Source organism: Paenibacillus sp. strain BS8-2, from assembly GCF_054483835.1.
In genome coordinates this window covers 933,212-953,198 of the sequence record NZ_CM137010.1, presented here as the reverse complement: position 1 = coordinate 953,198, position 19,987 = coordinate 933,212, and the positions used below count along the sequence as shown (strand labels likewise).

26 protein-coding genes are annotated in these 19,987 nt (G+C 52.6%); all 26 read left to right on the top strand.

Annotated features, from left to right (window positions below; all coding sequences use genetic code 11):
- The first annotated feature begins 10 nt into the window (after positions 1-10).
- Positions 11-1,306 carry a phage portal protein gene (locus ACX1C1_RS04000; protein ID WP_458955874.1) on the top strand — a complete coding sequence of 432 codons (1,296 nt, stop codon included), beginning with the start codon at positions 11-13 and terminating at the stop codon, positions 1,304-1,306.
- Entirely contained in the window at positions 1,299-1,898 is a 600-nt protein-coding gene (locus ACX1C1_RS03995; RefSeq protein ID WP_458955873.1) for an HK97 family phage prohead protease, read from the top strand. Before ACX1C1_RS04000 ends, ACX1C1_RS03995 begins: the two co-directional genes overlap by 8 nt.
- Positions 1,899-1,943: 45 nt before the next feature.
- Positions 1,944-3,110 carry a phage major capsid protein gene (locus tag ACX1C1_RS03990; RefSeq protein ID WP_458955872.1) on the top strand — a complete coding sequence of 389 codons (1,167 nt, stop codon included), beginning with the start codon at positions 1,944-1,946 and terminating at the stop codon, positions 3,108-3,110.
- 19 nt (positions 3,111-3,129) lie between these two features.
- Positions 3,130-3,660 (top strand): head-tail connector protein, encoded by a 531-nt coding sequence (locus ACX1C1_RS03985; protein ID WP_458955871.1) that lies wholly within the window; start codon positions 3,130-3,132, stop codon positions 3,658-3,660.
- Positions 3,657-4,142, top strand: a complete 486-nt coding sequence (locus ACX1C1_RS03980; RefSeq protein ID WP_458955870.1) for a hypothetical protein — start codon at positions 3,657-3,659, stop codon at positions 4,140-4,142. Before ACX1C1_RS03985 ends, ACX1C1_RS03980 begins: the two co-directional genes overlap by 4 nt.
- Before the next feature lie 2 nt (positions 4,143-4,144).
- Entirely contained in the window at positions 4,145-4,489 is a 345-nt protein-coding gene (locus ACX1C1_RS03975) for a hypothetical protein (protein ID WP_458955869.1), read from the top strand.
- On the top strand, positions 4,476-4,958 hold the full coding sequence (locus tag ACX1C1_RS03970; protein WP_458955868.1) for a phage neck terminator protein: 483 nt from the start codon (positions 4,476-4,478) through the stop codon (positions 4,956-4,958). Before ACX1C1_RS03975 ends, ACX1C1_RS03970 begins: the two co-directional genes overlap by 14 nt.
- A gap of 1 nt (position 4,959) precedes the next feature.
- Entirely contained in the window at positions 4,960-5,967 is a 1,008-nt protein-coding gene (locus ACX1C1_RS03965; RefSeq protein WP_458955867.1) for a DUF3383 family protein, read from the top strand.
- A gap of 10 nt (positions 5,968-5,977) precedes the next feature.
- Positions 5,978-6,370, top strand: a complete 393-nt coding sequence (locus tag ACX1C1_RS03960; RefSeq protein WP_458955866.1) for a phage structural protein — start codon at positions 5,978-5,980, stop codon at positions 6,368-6,370.
- Between the two features lie 28 nt (positions 6,371-6,398).
- Positions 6,399-6,692 carry a hypothetical protein gene (locus tag ACX1C1_RS03955; protein WP_458955865.1) on the top strand — a complete coding sequence of 98 codons (294 nt, stop codon included), beginning with the start codon at positions 6,399-6,401 and terminating at the stop codon, positions 6,690-6,692.
- Positions 6,670-6,861, top strand: coding sequence for a hypothetical protein (locus ACX1C1_RS03950; RefSeq protein ID WP_458955864.1), 192 nt, complete (start codon positions 6,670-6,672; stop codon positions 6,859-6,861). The genes ACX1C1_RS03955 and ACX1C1_RS03950 overlap by 23 nt, the downstream gene beginning before the upstream one ends.
- Positions 6,862-6,903: 42 nt before the next feature.
- The gene (locus ACX1C1_RS03945; protein WP_458955863.1) at positions 6,904-9,387 is read left to right on the top strand and encodes a phage tail tape measure protein; all 2,484 of its coding nucleotides are present in this window, start codon (positions 6,904-6,906) and stop codon (positions 9,385-9,387) included.
- Complete coding sequence (locus ACX1C1_RS03940) at positions 9,387-9,902, top strand: phage baseplate protein (protein ID WP_458955862.1); 516 nt, start codon at positions 9,387-9,389, stop codon at positions 9,900-9,902. The genes ACX1C1_RS03945 and ACX1C1_RS03940 overlap by 1 nt, the downstream gene beginning before the upstream one ends.
- Position 9,903: 1 nt before the next feature.
- Entirely contained in the window at positions 9,904-10,224 is a 321-nt protein-coding gene (locus ACX1C1_RS03935) for a phage baseplate plug family protein (RefSeq protein WP_458955861.1), read from the top strand.
- Positions 10,217-11,005, top strand: coding sequence for a phage protein (locus ACX1C1_RS03930; protein ID WP_458955860.1), 789 nt, complete (start codon positions 10,217-10,219; stop codon positions 11,003-11,005). Before ACX1C1_RS03935 ends, ACX1C1_RS03930 begins: the two co-directional genes overlap by 8 nt.
- On the top strand, positions 11,002-11,391 hold the full coding sequence (locus ACX1C1_RS03925; protein ID WP_458955859.1) for a Gp138 family membrane-puncturing spike protein: 390 nt from the start codon (positions 11,002-11,004) through the stop codon (positions 11,389-11,391). Before ACX1C1_RS03930 ends, ACX1C1_RS03925 begins: the two co-directional genes overlap by 4 nt.
- Positions 11,379-11,735 (top strand): DUF2634 domain-containing protein, encoded by a 357-nt coding sequence (locus ACX1C1_RS03920; RefSeq protein ID WP_458955858.1) that lies wholly within the window; start codon positions 11,379-11,381, stop codon positions 11,733-11,735. Before ACX1C1_RS03925 ends, ACX1C1_RS03920 begins: the two co-directional genes overlap by 13 nt.
- Positions 11,728-12,807: a baseplate J/gp47 family protein gene (locus ACX1C1_RS03915; protein ID WP_458955857.1), complete on the top strand. Its 1,080-nt coding sequence runs from the start codon at positions 11,728-11,730 to the stop codon at positions 12,805-12,807. The genes ACX1C1_RS03920 and ACX1C1_RS03915 overlap by 8 nt, the downstream gene beginning before the upstream one ends.
- Before the next feature lies 1 nt (position 12,808).
- Positions 12,809-14,404, top strand: a complete 1,596-nt coding sequence (locus ACX1C1_RS03910) for a DUF4795 domain-containing protein (RefSeq protein WP_458955856.1) — start codon at positions 12,809-12,811, stop codon at positions 14,402-14,404.
- Between the two features lies 1 nt (position 14,405).
- Entirely contained in the window at positions 14,406-15,020 is a 615-nt protein-coding gene (locus ACX1C1_RS03905; RefSeq protein ID WP_458955855.1) for a putative phage tail protein, read from the top strand.
- Between the two features lies 1 nt (position 15,021).
- Positions 15,022-15,954 carry a hypothetical protein gene (locus ACX1C1_RS03900; protein ID WP_458955854.1) on the top strand — a complete coding sequence of 311 codons (933 nt, stop codon included), beginning with the start codon at positions 15,022-15,024 and terminating at the stop codon, positions 15,952-15,954.
- 9 nt (positions 15,955-15,963) lie between these two features.
- Positions 15,964-16,845 carry an NHL repeat-containing protein gene (locus tag ACX1C1_RS03895; RefSeq protein ID WP_458955853.1) on the top strand — a complete coding sequence of 294 codons (882 nt, stop codon included), beginning with the start codon at positions 15,964-15,966 and terminating at the stop codon, positions 16,843-16,845.
- A gap of 61 nt (positions 16,846-16,906) precedes the next feature.
- Complete coding sequence (locus ACX1C1_RS03890; protein ID WP_458955852.1) at positions 16,907-17,845, top strand: hypothetical protein; 939 nt, start codon at positions 16,907-16,909, stop codon at positions 17,843-17,845.
- Between the two features lie 55 nt (positions 17,846-17,900).
- On the top strand, positions 17,901-18,233 hold the full coding sequence (locus ACX1C1_RS03885; protein ID WP_458955851.1) for a hypothetical protein: 333 nt from the start codon (positions 17,901-17,903) through the stop codon (positions 18,231-18,233).
- An 18-nt stretch (positions 18,234-18,251) separates the two neighbouring features.
- Positions 18,252-18,455 carry a holin gene (locus ACX1C1_RS03880; protein WP_458955850.1) on the top strand — a complete coding sequence of 68 codons (204 nt, stop codon included), beginning with the start codon at positions 18,252-18,254 and terminating at the stop codon, positions 18,453-18,455.
- Entirely contained in the window at positions 18,442-19,944 is a 1,503-nt protein-coding gene (locus tag ACX1C1_RS03875) for an N-acetylmuramoyl-L-alanine amidase (RefSeq protein ID WP_458955849.1), read from the top strand. Before ACX1C1_RS03880 ends, ACX1C1_RS03875 begins: the two co-directional genes overlap by 14 nt.
- The last annotated feature ends 43 nt before the right edge of the window (positions 19,945-19,987 follow it).

The following is a 19,987-nucleotide window of genomic DNA, read 5'->3' as shown; positions in this document are numbered from 1 at the left end:
GGGGTGAAACATGAAACGAAGGAATTTTTTTCTACGCTGGCGTGAACGTCGGTCGGCTGAAGAGGCTGAAAGCTTGGCAAACCCTCCGAATTGGCTGCTGAATCTCTTCGGCGGCGGGGCCAATACTTCCAGCGGGGAGAGCGTGACCAATGAAGGCTCATTGCTCAACAGCAACGTGTACACGTGCGCATCCATCGTGGGCGGCGATATCGGCAAGTTACCGATACAAGTTTTCAGGCGTCGTAGCGGCGGCATAGAACGCGACAGCAGCCATCCGGTGTCAAGGCTCCTCGGAACGCGCGCAAACCCGTATATGAGCGCCTACACCTTCAAGGAGCTGATGCAAGTCCATACCATGATATGGGGTAACGGCTATGCAAACATCGAATGGGAAACAAGTGGCCCGTATAACGGAATGCCGAAAGCGTTCTGGCCGCTTGACCCCGGCAAAACGGATGTGCATACAGACCCCATAACGGGCGAGGTTTGGTATGTGACGACACTGCCGAGCGGCGAAATGCGGAAGCTGCGGCATTACGATGTGCTCCATTTTAAGACCATCAGCAAATCCGGTCTTAAAGGGATTACGCCGATAGCTGTCATTCGGGAGGAACTTGGCGTCCAGAAGTCGCAGCGTAAATTCTTAGGTGGGTTTTATGCCAATGGAACAGCCACGCGCGGCATTCTTAAGATCCCGAATGGCACGTTGGACAAGCCGGCCAAAGACAAGGCGCGAGAGGAATGGCAGAAAGCCAACTCGGGCATGAGCAATGCTCACCGCATCGCGATCTTGGATGCGGGTATGGAGTATCAGAATCTTGGGATGCCGCTTAATGATGCGCAGTTCATCGAGACAAGCAAGTTCGGCATTATGGAAGTCGGCAAGATTTACAAAGTGCCGGGGTACAAGTTGGGCCTCACCGACGTCAAGTTCTCCAACATGGAAAACCAGTCGCTCGAATACGTGAAAAGCACCTTGCAGCCGATCATAACGAATTGGGAGCAAGAGATCGATTACAAATGCTTTACCGAATCGGAGCGAAAGCGGTACTACACGAAGTTCAATGTCGCGGCCGAGCTGCGAGGCGATAGTGCCAGCCGGGGAGCCTTCTACAAGCTGATGATTGAAATTGGCGTGTATACGATTAACGAAGTGCGCGAGCTGGAGGAGGCGGATAACATCGGTGAAAAAGGCGATGTACATTTCGTTAGCCTGAACTATGTCAATCTGGAGAAGATGGACCAGTATCAAATGCTGAAGGCCGGTCTCGGTGCCGATGCGAAGGGAGGTGCAAAAGGTGAGTGAGAAAGTCATTCGATATATCCCGGATCAAATCGAGGTCCGGAGCACGGGCGGCGAAGAAGGAAGCAGCAAGCGGACGATTGGCGGCTATGTGGTGCGATTCAACCAGCGGAGTCATCTCATTTGGGGCGAGTTCTATGAGCGCGTAGCTAAGGGCGCTTTCATTCGATCGTTGTCCGAGAACACAATCAAGGCGCTTTGGAATCATCGGAGCGACTTTGTGCTTGGATCAACCAAAAATCAAACGCTCCGGCTTCACGAGGATAACACGGGCCTCGTGTTTGAAATCGATTTGCCCAACAATTCATGGGGTAACGATGCCTACGAGTCCATCCAGCGGGGCGACGTGGACGGGGTGAGCTTCGGCTTCAACGTCCGGCAAGATGCTTGGGCGTACCTGAAGGATGAGGACGTTTACGAGCGGACGCTGCTTGAAATCAATCTGCATGAAGTATCGCCAACGCCGTTCCCGGCTTACCCCGACAGCGAGGTCAATCAGCGCACTATCGAGCAATTCGGCATTACAACGAAAGAGCAGCGGAAGCTTGAAAAAGAACAACTCATATTGGAAATCGACCTGTTGGCCCTGAGCTAATCGGTCTTTTTTTTATATCCAAAATCAACTATATGGAGGTCAACCATGGACGAGAAAGAGCGTGAGTTACGCCAGAAGCTGGCAAAGAAGTTGGACGAAGCCAGGAGCTTGGCGGCAGAAGGAAAGATGACGGAGGCGCGTGCAGCGAAGGATGCGGCGCAGGAGTTGCGGAATCAAATCGACTTGCTCGCGGAAATGCGCGGAATGGATACCCCAGGCGACACCGACCCCATTGCCGAGCCGGAGCAGCGAGGCAACAAGCCGGATAAAGCGGTGCAATACCGCAGTGCATTCTTGAAAGAGCTTCGCGGCAAGACGCTAAACAGCGAAGAGCGGGCGCTGATCGAAGAAGCGATTGAAGAGATTCGCGCGGGCATGCAAGGCGGTGTGGGTGAAGATGGTGGCCTAATCGTACCGCAGGATATTCAAACCATGATCCTTGAACTCAAGCGGCAGTTTGTATCGCTTGAATCGTATGTCACGGTCGAGCCTGTCTCGACGCGTTCCGGATCTCGCGTCATCGAAAAAAATGCCGACGTCACGGGATTTGTCGAGATTACGGAATTGACGGATCTGGACGAGCTGGATAATCCGAAGTTCAAGCCAATTTCTTACGTGATCAAAGATCGCGGCGGCATCCTGCCAATTTCGAATACGCTGCTGCAAGACACGGACCAAAATCTGATGACGTACATTGCGAAGTGGATCGCGAAGAAGTCGGTCGTGACCCGTAACGGGCTGATTCTGGGATTGCTGGGCGCCATGACGAAGGTGCCGATTGCCGAATTGGACGAGATCAAAGCGATTTTGAATGTGGAACTCGATCCTTCCATTTCGAACAGCAGCATCATCCTGACGAATCAGGACGGCTTCAACTTCCTGGATCAGCTGAAGGACCTGGACGGCCGCGCCATGTTGCAGCCGAATCCGACGCAGCCTACCCAAAAGCTGTTGTTCGGCAGGCCAATTGTCGTGGTCGCAAACCGATTCTTGCCGACGACTGGCACGACGGAGAAGAAAGCTCCGATTATCATCGGCGACCTGAAAGAGGCGATCGTCTTGTTTGACCGTCAGCAATATTCCATTGCTTCGACGAACGTCGGCGGCAAGGCGTTCGGCCGGAATACAACAGACGTGCGTGCGATCCAGCGCGAGGACGTCAAGGTATTTGACGATGAAGCCGTCGTATACGGCGAGCTCGCTATTTCTTAATGGATAAGGAGGAGGGCATGTGCTTGCAACGCTTGAACGGCTAAAGGGCATCATGCCCGAAATGGAAGGAAACGAGGATTTGCTGACGTTGCAGATAGCTGCAGCGTCGGCGTCCATCGAGCAATACTGTAAACGCTCGTTCCGAAAGCAGGAATACGCTGAGCGGATCAGCGGATATGCGTCATCCAAGTATATTAACCTTCGTAATTATCCCGTCCACGAAATCAAGGGGATCAATGTGGAGGGCTATGAGCTTTTGGACGAGGGGCAGTTGTACCGGAGGGGCGGCTGGCCGTGTGGCGATCATAACGTTACCGTGTCCTACATTGGCGGCTACGTGCTTCCAGGCGAGGAGACGACGAACGATCCGCGAACGCTTCCCAAGCCGCTAGAACTTGCGTGCTTGCTTTATGCTCAAATGCTGCTCCGCTCGCCAGGCGTGAAGTCGGAGCGAGTCGGCGACATTTCCGTCACCTATGCCGATGAAAGGACGTCGCTGCCACCTGTGGTTGTTGCACTCATCTCGCCTTATGTGGGGCGCTGGGTATGACAGCAAAGCGGAAGAGTTACCGGCGAGCAGGCGTCGAGGTCATTGACGGGATGAATTTGGATGCGGTAGCATCCAGGCTCCGAATGCTGGCCGAGCAACAGGTCAATGTTGGCATGCAAGGCGACGCAGAGCTTGCTATGATTGCCGGTGTTCATGAGTACGGAAGCGCGAAGATGAAGATCCCAGCTCGGTCCTTTATCGGAACGGGTTTGAAGAAGTCACGAGCAACCGTTAGCAAGCTTGTCCGCTCCGACATCCAACAAGTCGCCATAGGCCGCAAAACGGTCGCTTCATTCCTGGATGAGATCGGCCAAACGGGATTGCAGAAAACGGAGCAGAATTTCCTCCGGATCAAGAAGCCAGCCCTTTCGCCGGAATACAAACGAACCAAGACGGGCCGGAAGCTGTTGCTTCGAGAGGATGACTTGCACAAGTCGCTCACCTATAAAGTCGTGGTTCGGCCGAGAAGGGGGCGCGGGTAATCATGTTCAGATTTGGCGGAATTACCCGCAAATACGAGGTGCCGTACAAGCTGGTGCGTCGCGAAGACGGCGATTATAACGCCGATGGGGTTTATGAGCCTACTGAAAGCAGCGAATCGGACCTGCGTGGCGTCTTTCAGCCGCTTGGGGCTAAGTATTTGCAGGCGGAGGGCGGCAAGTATACAGCCGATGACCGTCATTTGTACACGCGACATCGTCACGCCATGGGCGACGTCATCGCCTTCAGCGGACAGCGGTACCGAATCGCGGATATAGATGACCGACAGCACTATTCGGACATCTATCAGTACATTGCAAAGCGGGTGAGCAGCCATGATCCAATTTGAGTCGATCCGGAGCGCGATCGTGCGCGGCATGTCCGCTGCCCTTGGCGTGCGGGTGATCGAAATCAATGGCATGGGCCCCATGCCGCCGTATCCGTTCTTGACCTACGACTTCGCGGACCCGTCCGGCCAGGTCGTCGGGCATATGGCGAGGACCGTGGTCGGCGATCAGCTTGTTTTATCGGGTTTGTCCTTGCTGGATCTTTCGTTTAACAGCTATGCGAGGGACAAGGCCGGGGGCATCCAGCTTGCGGAGCAAGCGCGGGATTGGCTCTTATCGGACGGCCATTGGCATATCAAGGACAATTCCGGTGCGGTAGTCGTCACGGTTGGGGCCGTAAGCAACAGGGATATACAGTTAGGCGATGAGTGGGAGCGGCGGCACGGGTTCGACGTCGAGCTGCGTGCCGCCAACGTCATCACGACGCCCTTCATTCCAATAAACAAGGCAACTATCAGGGAGGTAGATTGATTTGGCAACAATCGGGGATGTAACGGTCATTATCGACATCCAGCGGCCTACGCCGCGCATTGGTTTCGGCTTGCCGCTTATCCTGGGGACAAGCGCCGCAGGCAGCGCGTATAAAAAGTACACATCTTTAACGGCTGTTGCGGCCGATTTTGACGCGACGACGGAGGAACACAAAGCCGCCGCCGCTCTATTCGGGCAAGGGGAGGATTCGCCTGCCGAAATCGCCATTCTGACACGCAGAACCGGAGCTACGCCGGAGACAGTCGAGGAGGCGATTACAAGAGCACTTCTACACGAATGGTATTTCCTTATTGCGACGTCGACGGCCGTTGCCGACCTGGAGGAGCTGGCCGACGCGATCGAGGCGGACGATAGCCGGTTCCTATTCATCAGGTCATCCTCGAAAGTCGACATTGCCGCACTCCAAGAAAATGCGTACGAGCGAACAGCGGTGATGTATCACACAAATACGGCGAACTATCCGGAATCCGCTTGGATCGGGCGGACGGGAACGAAGCCGGTTGGCGTGACGTGGAAGTTCAAAGGACTTACCGGCATTTCCCCGGTCGCGCTGAACGCGGACGAGCTCGGTGACATCCACGCTTTGAATGCGCAGACCTATGTCAGCAAAGCAGGCAAGGCGCAGACAAGTGAAGGGAAGTCTCTTTCGGGGGAGTACATCGACATTATCCGCAGTAAGGATTACGTCAAGGCGACGATCGAGCATGATGTACAAACGTTGCTGAACAATGCGGACAAGATCCCGTATGATGACAGCGGCATCGCGCAAATCGAGGGGGTCGTCAAGATCACGCTAGAACGAGCCTTCCAAGAAGGTATTATCGCTGCGGACGAAAGCGGCAAGGCGCTCTACGGGACATCCTTCAAAAGCCGCGCAGAAGTCAGTCCGGAAGATCGGGCCAACCGGGAATATAACGACGGCTCGTTCTGGTTTGACCTTCAAGGCGCGATTCACAAAACAACTATTAGGGGCGTCATCCGCCTGTAGGAGGTAAAGCATGAACGCGACTTATGATGCTAAGACCGTCACCGTCACCGTTGGCGGCGTGTACATTACCGGCTTTGGCGAGAGCATGATTGAGGCGGAGAAGGACGAGGAGAATTACACCGTTACCGTCGGTGCCCAGGGCGACACGGTACGCTCGAAGGTCAACAATCCACTCGGAACCATTACCATGACCCTGCTGCAATCCAGCCCGCAGGTTGCTTATCTGGACGACTTGGCTGCATCCGGTACGCTTGTACCGATCTCCATTATCTACGCCGGTCCGCCGAAAGAATCGATTACGGTGACGCAAGCGTTCGTCAAAAAACCGGCTGCCCGCACCTACGGTAGCGAAGCAGAGGACCGGGAATACGAGTTCCAATGCTTGGACTTCAAACAAAATTAATCATATGAAGTAAAGGGAGAGATTGAACATGTTCAAACAAAAAAAATATACATCCAAAAGCGGTAAAGAGTACACGTTCCAACATCCCGGCGTCCGCAATGTAACCAAAATTACGGATCGCGTGAAAAATAAGCATGGCGTGCCGCAGGACGAGAAGCTTGCAGACGAAATGCTTGGACATGTTGTCGTTGCGCCGAAACTCCGCATCGAGGACTTCGAAAGTTACGCCGAGATGTCGGAAGTCGTAGGCAAGGCTTTTGCTTTCGCAACCGGCCAAGACGATGAGTCTGATATTGACGATGATCAGCAAGAAGAAGGCTAGGGAACTTGCGCGGGCAAATTGGCGGCAATGGCGTCTGCTCTTGTCCGACATGAACATCACGTATAGCGACATCATGCAAATGGATGACGACGATCTAGCCGAAGCGAATGCGGCCTTGGACCTGTATATCGAAGCGCAGGAGCGAAAGAACAAAAACCAGAGCAAGTAAGGCGGCCCATGTGGTCGCCTTTTCTGATGGGGGGTGGATATCATGGCTGGCGGCATCATCGGAAACCTGATGTTTGCTGTCGGGTTTAAATTCAACAGCAAGGGTATGGACAAAGCCAACAAGGGCGTCGAGGTCTTGACGGCGGGCGTCGTTAATCTGGGCATATCGGCCAAGACGGCAATCGCGGCCATGGGCATGGCATCTATTGCAGCGGCTTCCAATTATGAAAACGCGATGCTCGATATCCAGGGCGCGACCGGCGCAACAGCGGAGCAAATGGAGGAGACGCGGGGGATTGCTCAAAATCTCTACGGCGACAACTTCGGCGAGAATTGGGACGATCTTGGCAAAAGCATCTCAACTGTCGCCAGCGTCACCGGCGAGACAGGGCAAGAGCTCGAAAACACGACGAGAAATGCGTTGTTGCTTCGGGATACGTTCGGCTTCGAGGTTGCGGAATCCGTTAAGTCCGTGGATACGATGATGCGTCAATTTGGCATTACGTCTGAAGAGGCCATGAATCTCCTAGCAAACGGTGCGCAAAAAGGCTTGGATAAGTCCGGCGAGCTCATGGACAGCGCGAACGAATACGCGAACCAATTCAAAAGCCTGGGCTTTACGGCCGAGGAGATGTTCGACGTCTTCGCTGCTGGCAGCTCCGAGGGCGTGTTCCAATTGGACAAAGTGGGGGATGCCGTTAAGGAATTCAACATTCGTTCAAAGGATATGTCACAGGGCAGTATGGATGCATTTGAATCCCTCGGATTGAATGCTGAAGCCATGATGCAGACGTTTGCCAATGGTGGGCCCGAGTCGAAAAAGGCTTTTTCGCAAATCGTCCAGATGATTGGCGACATCGAAGATCCCATCCAGCGGAATGCGATTGGCGTCGCCTTGATGGGGACACAGTTCGAGGACCTGGAAGTTAGCGTCGTAAAGGCGATGGGCAGCGCGACAAGTCAGTTCGACATGACGTCCGGCGCGATGGAGGATTTGAACAAGATCAAGTTCCAAAAGCCGATGCAAGCGTTTCGAATGTTCATGCGACAATTGGAAGTCGGCATCCTTATTCCGATCGGTCAAAAGCTGCTACCCGCTCTTAACTTGTTTGGGCAATGGATGTCCGAGCATAAGCCGCAGATTGCCGCCGTTGGTCATGCAATCGGTGCCGGGATCGGCTTTGCCATCGAGCAAGTGCAGCGCTTCATTGTCGCCGCGATGCCCTACTTCCAGCAAATTGCGTCGGAAGGACAGCGCGTTTTTGGTATTGTGATCGCTGCGGCTAACGACTTGTGGATCAGCATTGAGCCGATTATGACGTTGGTGGGCACGCTGCTGCTTCAGGCATTCCAGTGGCTTTGGCCGGAAATTCAGAACCTTTACACGCAAATCACAGCGATTGTCAGCGCGTTTGTGGGATGGGAAGGTTTTGGTCCGCTCGTTTGGGGGATCGGCGCAGCATTCGTTGCTTATAGAGGCTATGTCGCAGCTGCTACAATCGCGATGAGGCTTCATGCGTTGTGGATTGGCCGAGCCGCGATCGCAAGTAAAATCATGACGGTTGCGACGAGGTTGCTATCCATCGCCATGAGCCTTAATCCAGTCGGGCTAGTCATTGCGGCCATTGTCGGGCTGGTAGCGGCGTTCGTCCTTGCATATAAAAAATCAGAGACATTCCGCAACATCGTCAATGGCGTATGGGCGGCTATCAAAAAAGGATGGACGGCAACGGCCAACTTCTTCACTAAAACCATACCAGCAGTCTTCGGCAAAATTGTATCGTTTGCCAAGGAGTGGTGGCCGTTGATGCTGGGCATATTCCTTGGGCCCTTTGGGCTGCTAATTGGCCTAGTCATCAAAAATTGGGACAAGGTAAAGGAAATTACCATGAATGTCCTCGGTGCCGTTAAAGATTGGATTGTCGGATTATGGAGCGACATATCGACGTCCGTCTCAGGCGCGCTGGATGGATTGAAAGCCATAATCGCAAACGCTTGGGATTTTGTGTTGACTAATATTCAGGAGATCGGTACGAAGCTCCAGAATATAATGGTGGGCGTTTGGGATGGTATCAAGGATGCATTTATAGGCGGAATTAATTGGGTCATCGATAAGCTGAACGGTGTCATTGAGATGGCGAACGGCATATCGATCAAAAATCCATTTAATGGCGAAACGATCGGCATCGATATCCCGACCATCCCGACGATTGTGGACGGCAGCCATGCGAATGGCCTTGCAAAAGTTCCGTATAACGGTTATATTGCCGAGCTGCATAAGGACGAGCGTGTCCTTACTGCTTCCGAGAACAAGGCGTACAACGCTGGAGATACGGCCTATACGCCAGAATCAACGCCAGCAAAGCGGGGATCTGCACAATCCAGCAAGCACGAAGTTACGGTGAAGCTGGATTTTAGTGGACAGGCTCCAAACGGCTTAGATGATGCCATGTTGCAAAAGATTCGGGAAGTGCTTGGCAACGAATTTGAGTCCGCGATCAGGCGCATGGGATTGGGGGTAGGTTAATGGCTTTACTTGACGGCATTTACATCACCGTGGAAACCGAAGATCCTGCTTTCCCGGTCGTCGTGACGGAGCAGCCGGTCGAGGAAGGCGTCGACCTTACGGACCATGTACAGCGGCAAGTGCGAACGTTGCCGTTAAGCGGCGTTATCGTGGGACCCGACGCTGCCCAAATACGCGAATACCTGGTCGCGGCGAGCAATACGGGCAAAATTGTACGCTATGTTGGACGGAATGCCTTTACGGGGATCATTACGGATCTTGCGACGAATCATGACCATACAGTCGCGAATGGATTCCGCTTTTCCTTCGCTTTGCGCGAGATCCGGATCGCCAGGGCGTCGCCGATATCGCAACTTCCGGCTCCTATTCGCAGCCAGGCCGCGCCTATCGTGAATTCTGGCATCAAACAAACGAAGACGAATGCCCCAACCGGCAAGAAGGGGGGCCAATCAGCGGAGAAGAAAGTCGAAAAGGTGAAGTTCGTCGCGGGCAGCCCATGGGCGGAAGGGGATTAGCATGGAGTATATCGTTATTGAGAAGCCGCTTGTCCCTTATCGCTTCGACATGGCGATAGGCGGAGAAACATTCACATTCGAGGTTCAATACAACGCCGAATATGATTTCTTCACGGTCGCTTTGGAGCGAGAGGGCGAAGTACTGGCGCTGGGCGAGAAAATCGTCTACGGGCAGCAGATATTCGGCGACATTCTGGACGGTCGGTTTCCGAAGAGGGCGATCATACCGTTCGATGAGTCCGGCAAAGAACAGGCGGCAACCTGGAACACGCTGAATGAGAGTGTGTATTTATTTTTGTATGAGGTGAGCGAGAATGAATAACTTCGGCCGTGTCATTGAGGTCATGACGAACGGGATGAGCTTCCATAGCGATGACTTTACGATCGAAGGGACGATCCCGTTCGACAACGATCCTCTGCCTAACGAGAGCGAGGTCAAGCTTTACAACCTTGCTCCGAACAGCATTCATCGCCTAAAGGTAGGGGAGACCTTGATTATCAATGCTGGCTATCGCGGCGATGTTGGCGTTATCCTACATGGATTTATCAGCAAGGTCGCGACATCGAAAGACGGCGTTGACCGCATCACGACGCTCTATGTCATGGACTCGGAGGACTTATCGAAGCGAGAAGTGACCGAGAAGGCATATGCGGCCGGAACGCTTGCCAGCTACATTTTGAAGGACATGGCGGCCTATATCGGCTTGCCGGTCGCACAATTTGATTTGGTGCAGGATTATCGCTATCAAGAGGGCTTCACCGCAAAGGGCGAAGTGACGAAAATCCTGTCCAACGTGGCCGCCGATTGCAAAACAGAGGCTTTCATCAACAAAGGCAAACTGTACGTGCGCAATCTGAAGCGCGGCGCGGATCAGCTATTTGGTTTGTCCGTTGCAACGGGGCTTATTGGAACCCCGCAATATTTCGAAGAAGAATCCGCGAAGGGTTACACGGTGCAATCCCAGCTACAATATCGCATTACGACGGCCTCGATCATCGACTTGCAAAGCAAGACGTTCCAAGGCCGTTTATACGTGCGGAGCGGATCGCATCGTTTCAGCTTAACCGGAGATTTCATGACAGGAGTGGAGGCAGTATTGTGAACCGAATTGATCCGGCCGGTACGTTGGCAAGAATGCTTACGGGATTATGGAACAAACAAGCGGCTAGCCTCCATGTGGCGTTCCCGTGCAAAGTCATTCAATTTGATGCTGCGAATCAGCGGGCGAACGTACAGCCGCTCATTCGTTCTACATCACAAGAGCCGGCCGTCCTGCAAAAGGTGCCAACGCTCGGCCAACGCTTGATAATTAACGGCATCGAGACGGTGTGTTTGCCCTCCTTGCATCCTGGCGATGTTGTTCTTGTCGTCTGTGCAGATCAGGAGATGAAAAACGGACTTGCGGGCAAGGTGGCAAGTCCAGACTCCGGCCGCAAGCACTCGGCCAACGACGCCGTTATTGTGGGGGTGTTTCCGTGGAGTCTTTAAAGATGGAAAGCGGCGATTTGATCATTGAGGGGGATGACTTTGTCATCATCGCGGACAACGAGGAAGTCGTTCAGTGTTGTCGGCATGAAATCGCAACGAGTATAGGCGAATGGTTCCTGAATCCGGAGATGGGGATTAATCAGGAATTGTTTGTAGGCAACAACCTGGATGAAGAAGTGATGCGAAGCGAGCTGACACAAGCCATCCTCCGCGATCCGCGCGTTTCCACGGTGGAGGACATTACATTCGAGATGAACCGACAATCGCGTACGCTATTCATCAAGTTTAGCGCGTCAGGTCCGTCCGGTGAAGTCTACGAGGGGGAGGTCGATCAACTTGCTTGATGCCAATGGATTCAAACGCCGACGCTTTGCGGAAATATACGCGGATATGGAGGCAAAGGCGAAGGAGGCTTTCGGCCAGCAAATCAACACGGGCGAGCGGTCGGCAATCGGAATCATGCTCCGGCTGGTCGCCTTTTTTCTCGGCCGTTTATGGCAGAGCTTGGAGGATGTGTATTACAGCGGGCACGTCCATAGCGCGACGGGGCGCAACTTGGACCGTGTTGGCGCGAATTACAACACGCCGCGCACGCTGGCGCAGCAGTCGACCGGATACATATCCGTAACCGGCACGCCGCTGCACATCCTGCCCGCCGGATTCCGAATGCAGACACCTGCGGGAGTCGTGTTCGAGACGCTAACGCCGCATACGCTTAGCGGGAGCGGCTCCACGACATGCCCAATTCGCGCGGTGGAATCCGGTGTGTCCGGCAATGTCGAGGCGACAACCATTACCATCATCGTCAATCCGGATGCGGATATTACGGCGGTGAGCAATGCGGCGGCGACGAGCGGCGGCTTGGATACGGAGAGCGACCCCGTGTATCGGGATCGCATCCTAACCAAGATCCAGAACCCAGGAACCAGCGGGAACGCCGCCGATTACCTGAATTGGGCGCTCGAAGTGACAGGCGTTGGTAAGGCCAAAGTCTTTCCTCTGTGGGCAGGACCGGGAACGGTGCGTGTTGTTCTCGCCGACACGGAGCGAATGCCAGCGAGCCCGGATATCGTCGCGGCTACGATCGCTCATATCGAGCAATCGCGGCCAGTAGGCGCAGCCGTGACGGTTCAAGCCGCATCGGCGGTAGAAATCGACGTCGTGGCGACCGTCGTGTTATCTCCGGGCACCTATCTGCAGGAGGTCACGGAAGAATTCGAATCTATCCTTGACGATTACCTAAAGGAGAACGCGCTGATAGCGGAATACGTCAGTATCGCCAGAATCGGCACGCTGCTGCTGGGGGTGAAAGGGGTGCTCGATTACAACGATATGACGCTGAACGGCAGCACATCGAACCTCGCGCTAGAGCCGGACGAAATGGCGGTCGCGGGGTCGTTGACACTGGAGGTATAAGATGGCCTATCCACAAGAGATTGACCAATTCGTTGATAAGTTGAACAAGAAGCCAAGCGGCATCTACGCGATTGAAGAGGCGGTAAGCCTGACGGCAGGAAAATATGAGGGATGGCTCGGGCACGACAATATCGTTCGGTCATCAATCAAGGTATTCACCGGTTCGCAGCTCACCGGCCGCGAGGCGACCAACTGGAACCTCTCTAGCTCCACGGATACGCCATGGAAGCTGTTTATTCGAATCTTCGACGCCGAGCCGATGCTTTATATCACCTATGAGTCGCCGGGAGATATGGTCGAGGCCGAGGATATCAATCGCGTACAGTCGGCAATCACGGCGACGCAAACCGAAGTCGAACGCAACAAAGAAGCTACCGATGCTGACCGCGAACAAATTGAACAGCTGAAAGTCGGTAAAGCGGATGTCGCCTATGTGGACACGCAGCTCCTCGCCAAAGCAGACAAGGCAAGCACCTACACGAAAGCTGAAACCGACAACCGTATTCAAGCCATCGTGTTGGCCGCGCCCCAGGCGCTGGACACGTTGCAGGAGATCGCGGCGGCGCTGGACAACGATCCGGACTTTGCCGAAACGATCACGACCCAGCTTGCCGGGAAAGTGGACAAAGAAGCAGGCAAAAGCCTGACGACGAACGATTACACGACGGCCGAGAAAACTAAGCTCGCAGGCATTGCGGCGGGCGCGAATGCCTATGTCCATCCTTCGGGTGACGGGAATCAGCATATCCCGGCCACGGGAACGAGTAATAGCGGCAGAGTGTTGAAAGCTGGGGCTACTGCGGGATCGGCTGCATGGGGCACAGTGAATGCCTCCGAGATCCAGGAAGATGCAAGTCACCGGTTTGTAACGGATGCGAACATGTCAGCTTGGAATGCGAAAGCCGAAACGACGTCGGCCACGTCCGCAAGCGCTGGATTGATGTCAGCAACCGACAAGGCTAAGCTTGACGGCATCGCAGGCGGCGCGAATGCTTATGTCCATCCTTCCGGTGACGGAAATCAGCATGTACCAGCGACCGGGACGGCGAACAATGGCAGAGTGCTGAAGGCCGGGGCATCGACGGGTTCGGCCGCCTGGTCTACGTTAACCTCTGCCGATGTTGGCCTTGGCAACGTGGAGAACTACAGCGTTGCCACGCAAGTGGAAGCCGAGGCGGGAACCGCCTCCAATAAGCTGATGACGCCGCAGCGGACGGCCCAAGCGATTGTTAGTCGCCTGGAGAGCATCGGCTGCGGGGATATGTTGAAATCGGTCTATGATCCGGACGATGATGGAAAAGTCACGGCTGCGGCGTCTGCCGATAGCGTCCCATGGTCCGGCGTGAGTGGCAAGCCCACAAGCTTCACGCCTGCGGCGCACCCGCATAGCGGCACAGATATTACGTCCGGCACCGTCCCGGCCGCTCGACTACCTGCCGCCAGCGCTGTGGCTGCTGGCATATCGCAGCTCAACAGCGCGACGAATAGCACGAGCACGACGCAAGCGGCCACGCCTGCGGCCGTGAAAGCTGCTTATGATCTCGCAGCGGGCAAGTTGTCTCCCGGCGTCACCTGGGGGCAGCTGAAGGGGGTATAGCATGTACGGTCAAAATTCGTTTGGCACCTCCGATTTCGGAACCGATACAGTCGGACATGACGGCGGCGAATCCAATAAACTGGATTTAAGCAAGTATCTGCCAGACTGGATGCGGTTCGGCAAAAACGTACTGAAACTCGTAGATATTTTTGCAAATCAGATAGGCGCGACCGGCGCATACATCGTCGATACGCGGAAGCAACGGGCCATTGACTCAGCGACTTGGGGGCTTATCGATTGGGAGAGAGATTTGGGGCTGCCGAGCGATAGCGCATTAGGCGACGATCGGCGGCGGGAGATCATAAAAGCCAAGTTGCTGGGAGCTGGAACGACAACGAAGCAAATGATTGTTCAGACTGCGGCGGCCTTCTCCGGAGGCGATGTGGAGGTCGTCGAACATTCGGCAGAAAACCGGTTCGAAGTCGTCTTTATCGGTGTGAAAGGCATTCCGCCGAACATGGCCGCTTTTATTCGGATGCTGGAGGATATCAAGCCCGCGCACTTGGCCTATAGCTTCCGTTATACGTACACCGTTTGGGGGGATTTGTTGCATATGACATGGGGCGAAGCAATGTCCAAAACATGGGGCGAACTACGCGTTTACGAGGAGGAATAACGTGCTTACAACACCGAATTTTGGGATGAAGAAGCCGGAATACACCGATGTCACAGACATCAACGACTTTAACGACAATTTTGATATTCTGGATGCTGCTGTTGGTGGCAAGGTGGACAAGGTAACCGGAAAGCAGCTGTCGACCGAGGACTACACGGCAGCAGAAAAATCCAAACTTGCCGGGATCGCGGCTGGAGCGCAGCCCAACGCCGTAACCAGTGTCGCAGGTAGGACTGGGGCGGTTGTTTTGGCGGCAGGAGATATAGCATCGGGCACGTTCGCAGCTGCAAGACTCCCAGCGGCAACAACCTCTGCACAAGGGGCTTTATCCCCAACAGATAAGACGCTGATAGATGGAGCGACGGCGAATGCCGCGGCTAACACTTTGGTCAGAAGAGACGCCAATGGGCGATATAAAGCTGGGGCGCCTTCGGCAAGCGACGATGTAGCTCGTAAGGCTGAGACGGATGCTTTAGCAACAACATTGTCCAGTATTTTGAATCCCGCCAGGGCCGAATACAGAAGCAATCTTGACAAGGCATGCCCAACATTTGAATGGACATCACCAGACTGGAATATGCAGACATACGACACGGATATTTTTCTTGATCCCGTGGATCGGACTAAAATTAATATTAATACATCGGGCCTTTACTTAATTAACGCATTGGTCACGATAGAGGAGAATGAGAACGGCCAACGTAACATTCAGGTGGTCAAGAATGCAGACAATGAGGCAATCGGGTATTTGACAGGTCATGGATCGGCGAACGCGACACGTCTTAATATTACTACTACCGCCTTTTTGAACGCAGGAGAGTATATTAGAATCAGAGTGTACCAAGATGACTTTCCGAATACCTTGAATATACTTGGGACGTCTTCAACAGGACCGGGTTCGAAATTCTCAATTGTTAAGCTATGCCCACCTTGAAGGGATGAAGTGTATGGGGCAAGGCTATACGCTCCTACGCAAATCACAAAGCTCAACGGTAAATATTTCATTGTAGACTGCTGGCATCATCGTGTGATTTGGTCAGAAGATATTTCACAGCCGATTAATGAATGGAAAACTGTTGATTTCGAATTTGCCGGTCCACATTCCATCGCAACTGACGGCGATCTGTATGTAGTCGACAATGCCGGATACGACGAGGTAATCGTGCTGGGCTCGAATTTGAAGTTTCGCCAGCGCTTTTCTTTCATCGGGATTCAAGAGCGTCCCCATAAAACGCTCTATGACGCCACAACGCAAGCATTCTATGTTATAGCGTCTCCATATGTCCTGTGCTTCAAAAAATCCGGTGGAGTTTTAGTTTTGGATTATCAGAAGCATATTCCCTGGATTGATTGGACGTATGTGAGAGCCATTTCCATTATTGATGGACTGATGTATTTTGTGTCCGGCCCAGGTAAGATAGTTGTGGCCAATTATGCCAATGAATCTTTCGCCATCGTGAATGAGTACCCTGTCCCGAATGAGTTGCAAGGAATGAATGACATCTACAAAGTTGGCAGTTACTTCTATCTCACCTCTACACAAAACAATCTAGGTGTTATCGCGCCCAAAATCGTTCGTATACAGAATCTGTTCAATCTTGCGAGTAGTAACTATGAAGACATATACAGCACAATTGGATTTACAGAACGTCCTTATTACATCAGCGTTTTTGATGGCAGGGTTTATATTACTGAAATTGGAGAGAACAACGGAATATTTTCTTTCCCAGTCTCGGACACATCATTGTTAAATGTTACTCATGACTTCAGTTTTTCAGGGATTACAACAGCTGATAGCGAACGAAAAAAGATGTTTCCGACGTAATGTGCCAGTGGTGCTCATCATGAATTTGGTATATAATTGGTAGATTGGAAGGGGGGGGATTTTGTCGGGGATTGCTAGGTGTTCTGGTCTTGTATTTGTAATTCTCTTATTGTTGTTAAACAGCAAGAGTTCAGACAATTTTTCGAATAGATTATACACACCAACATATATAACAAAGATAAATAGCACATATTTTATTGTCGATTGTTGGAATCATAGAATTATTTACAGTTCCGATTTAAATAAGGGCATACAGGAATGGAATACTCTTGACGATGACATTATCGAACCGCATTCTATAGCCAGTGACGGCGAATTATATCTTGCTGAAAATACAGGAGGTAGTCAACTTTTTGTTTATAAAGAGGACTCCACTGGCTTTGTGAGAACACAGGTAATTGAAAATGTTAATGGTAGGCCACATAAGACGGTCTATGATAATGCGACAGAAAAGTTTTACGTTCTTACTGCTGAGTCACAAGACATGTATATTTTGTCTAATGTCAATGGAGAGATGATATTGGATGAAGTGGTGGACTTGGAGTTTTTACAAGGAGGTTATACACGATCGTTCTCCATTATCGACAATAAAATGTACTTTGTCAGTGGCCCTCATAAAGTGATTGTAGCCGACTTTATTGATGGTAATATTTCGGTTGATACACAGTACGATGTTCCAGAGGAATATTGGGCAATGAATGGTATACACAAAATCGACGAGTATTTCTATATCTCGATTTATCCCGAAAATCTCATTCGTGTTAAAAATCTTAGTATGTTCGAAGAGGCTGAAAACGTTTACAACGAATTAACCCTCAAGGGCACCCCCTATTACTTTTCATCTTTTGATGGGCGTTTTTTTCTGACAGAGATCGATAGTAGCTCGGGGATAAAGGCGTTTAATGTTGAAAACGGGTCGATCGTTAATGTTGAAACAATTAACGATTCGGGTCCGCCGGATAAAGCTGTTATGTCCCGAAAAAGCGGGAAAATATCATGAAAAATTTTACGAGGCTCCGCATACGCGGGGCCTATTTTATTGGGGAGGGTGACTGATGACGCAGGAGCAGACGATTAACGACATTGCTATAAAGGTCGGGCGCCTCGAAGTCATGCAAGATGCAAGCACTAAAGCTATGGGGGATTTGGCTTCGAGTGTGAATAAGTTAGTGGACAAATTGGATAGGTCAGACGATGTTGCAAAGGATGCAGACCAGCGTTCGCGGTCAGCTCATAAACGTGTCGATGACTTGTCGGCAGAAATCAGATCAGAAATCAAGGAATTGAAAGATGATCGCAAGTGGCTATGGAGAACTGCTACGGCAGCTTTGGTAACCGGCGTGATTGGCGGGGCTGTAGCGATTATATGGCAAGTGATAAGCAAATAAATCGAGAGGGTGATTGCAATGACAAAGACATGGATGAAAGCTGCAACCGTAAGAGGGGTTAAAACAGCAGCGCAAACGGCAATTGCATCAATTGGAGCAACAACAGTATTTAGCCAGGTGGATTGGCGCATTGTCGGAGGTACGGTACTGCTCGCTACTATTACAAGCTTTTTGACGTCACTAGCAGGACTACCAGAGGTTACGTACGATGATCGCTCATAATCGTATCCGGATCGCATCCGGAAAAGTAGAAGAGGGGCCGCTGTCGTATCCACGTAGCGGCCCCAATAGTAAGGGCGAAGGATGGACGGACATTCGTGTCGTAGACGTGCCCGCCGCCACTGTCTTGCGCACGGAGCTGGTCACGGCTATGGGGAAAACGACGAGCCAGATCCTCGCGGATCTTGTTAAGCAGCACGGAGGAGACTGGATTTGCTTCAATGCAAGCTATTTCGCGGCGGATGGCCGGTTGCTCGGTCTGACGCACCGTAACGGAAAGGCGATCTTTCCAGACGTTGATGGAAAAACGGAGCAGCGGCCGCACCTATACCGCAAATCTGGTCGATTTGGGATTGGTCGTCAAAATAGTGCTGCTGGACTTGAATGGGCTGTTTGCGAGGTTCCGACACTCTCAGCAGGCGGTAAAGCTATCGATCCGCCTCGCGCTGCTGAGATGACACCGTCCGACGTTACCGGCACTAACCCACGTATGATTGCCGGGATCAAGGTAGACGGCACACTCGGGCTGATGATTGTCGACGGCCGTGGAACTTATGACAAAGGGCTGACGAGCAAAGAGGCGGGAATCGCGGCCGTACATTATAGCTATCCGGAGTCAGTCAACCTGGACGGCGGCGGAAGTGCGACGTTAGCGACCAACAACCGCCGATTGCTGGACTTGCTCGAAATTGACAAGGCCAACAAAAAGCGGTCTTATCACGTCGCCGACATGTCGGAGAACTACGTCGAACGTGTAACGCATCACGCGATTGCTATCCAGTTTGATCCGGACAAGCTCCTGCCGACATACATCGTAGATCATATCCCAACTAGCACGCCGAACAACCGCCGTCCCGGCCATAAGTTAACGCCGACGACGATCACGATACACAATACGGCGAACCCAACCAGTACAGCGCGCGGCGAGCGGAATTGGCTGATAAACCTAGATAACAATGTGACTGCGTCATATCATCTCGTTTTGGACGACAAGGAGACAATTGAGGTGTTGCCGCTCAACGAGTCGGCTTGGCACGCGGGCGACGGCAGCGGTGCAGCTAGTGGCAACAGGACGTCTATCGGGATCGAGATTTGCGAGAGCGGAGATTATGCCCGTACATTTTCCCGCGCGGTTGAGCTCGTGGCGAAGATGCTGAAGGAGCGCGGATGGGGTGTTGAACGCCTGCGCCGCCATTTTGATTGGAGCGGCAAGATTTGCCCGCGCCTCATGTACGACGGCGGCAGTTGGGCGGGGTGGAATATGTTTAAGGCTCGCGTCGCGGCCAAGCTGGTTCCGCAAGAGCCGGAGCAACCTACAAAACCAATCGACGATAAAACGGGCCATTGGGCAGAAGCTGCAATTCGTGAGGCAATTGATGACGGCGCGTTTGCTGGTTTCCCTGATGGATCGTTTCGTCCAGACGAGCCTTTGACGCGAGCGCAGTATGCTGTGATACGGTCACGCGAAAAACGGCAAGAGCAAAACAGATAGATTAATAAAAGCCCGCTATCCGATATTTCGGACGGCGGGCTTT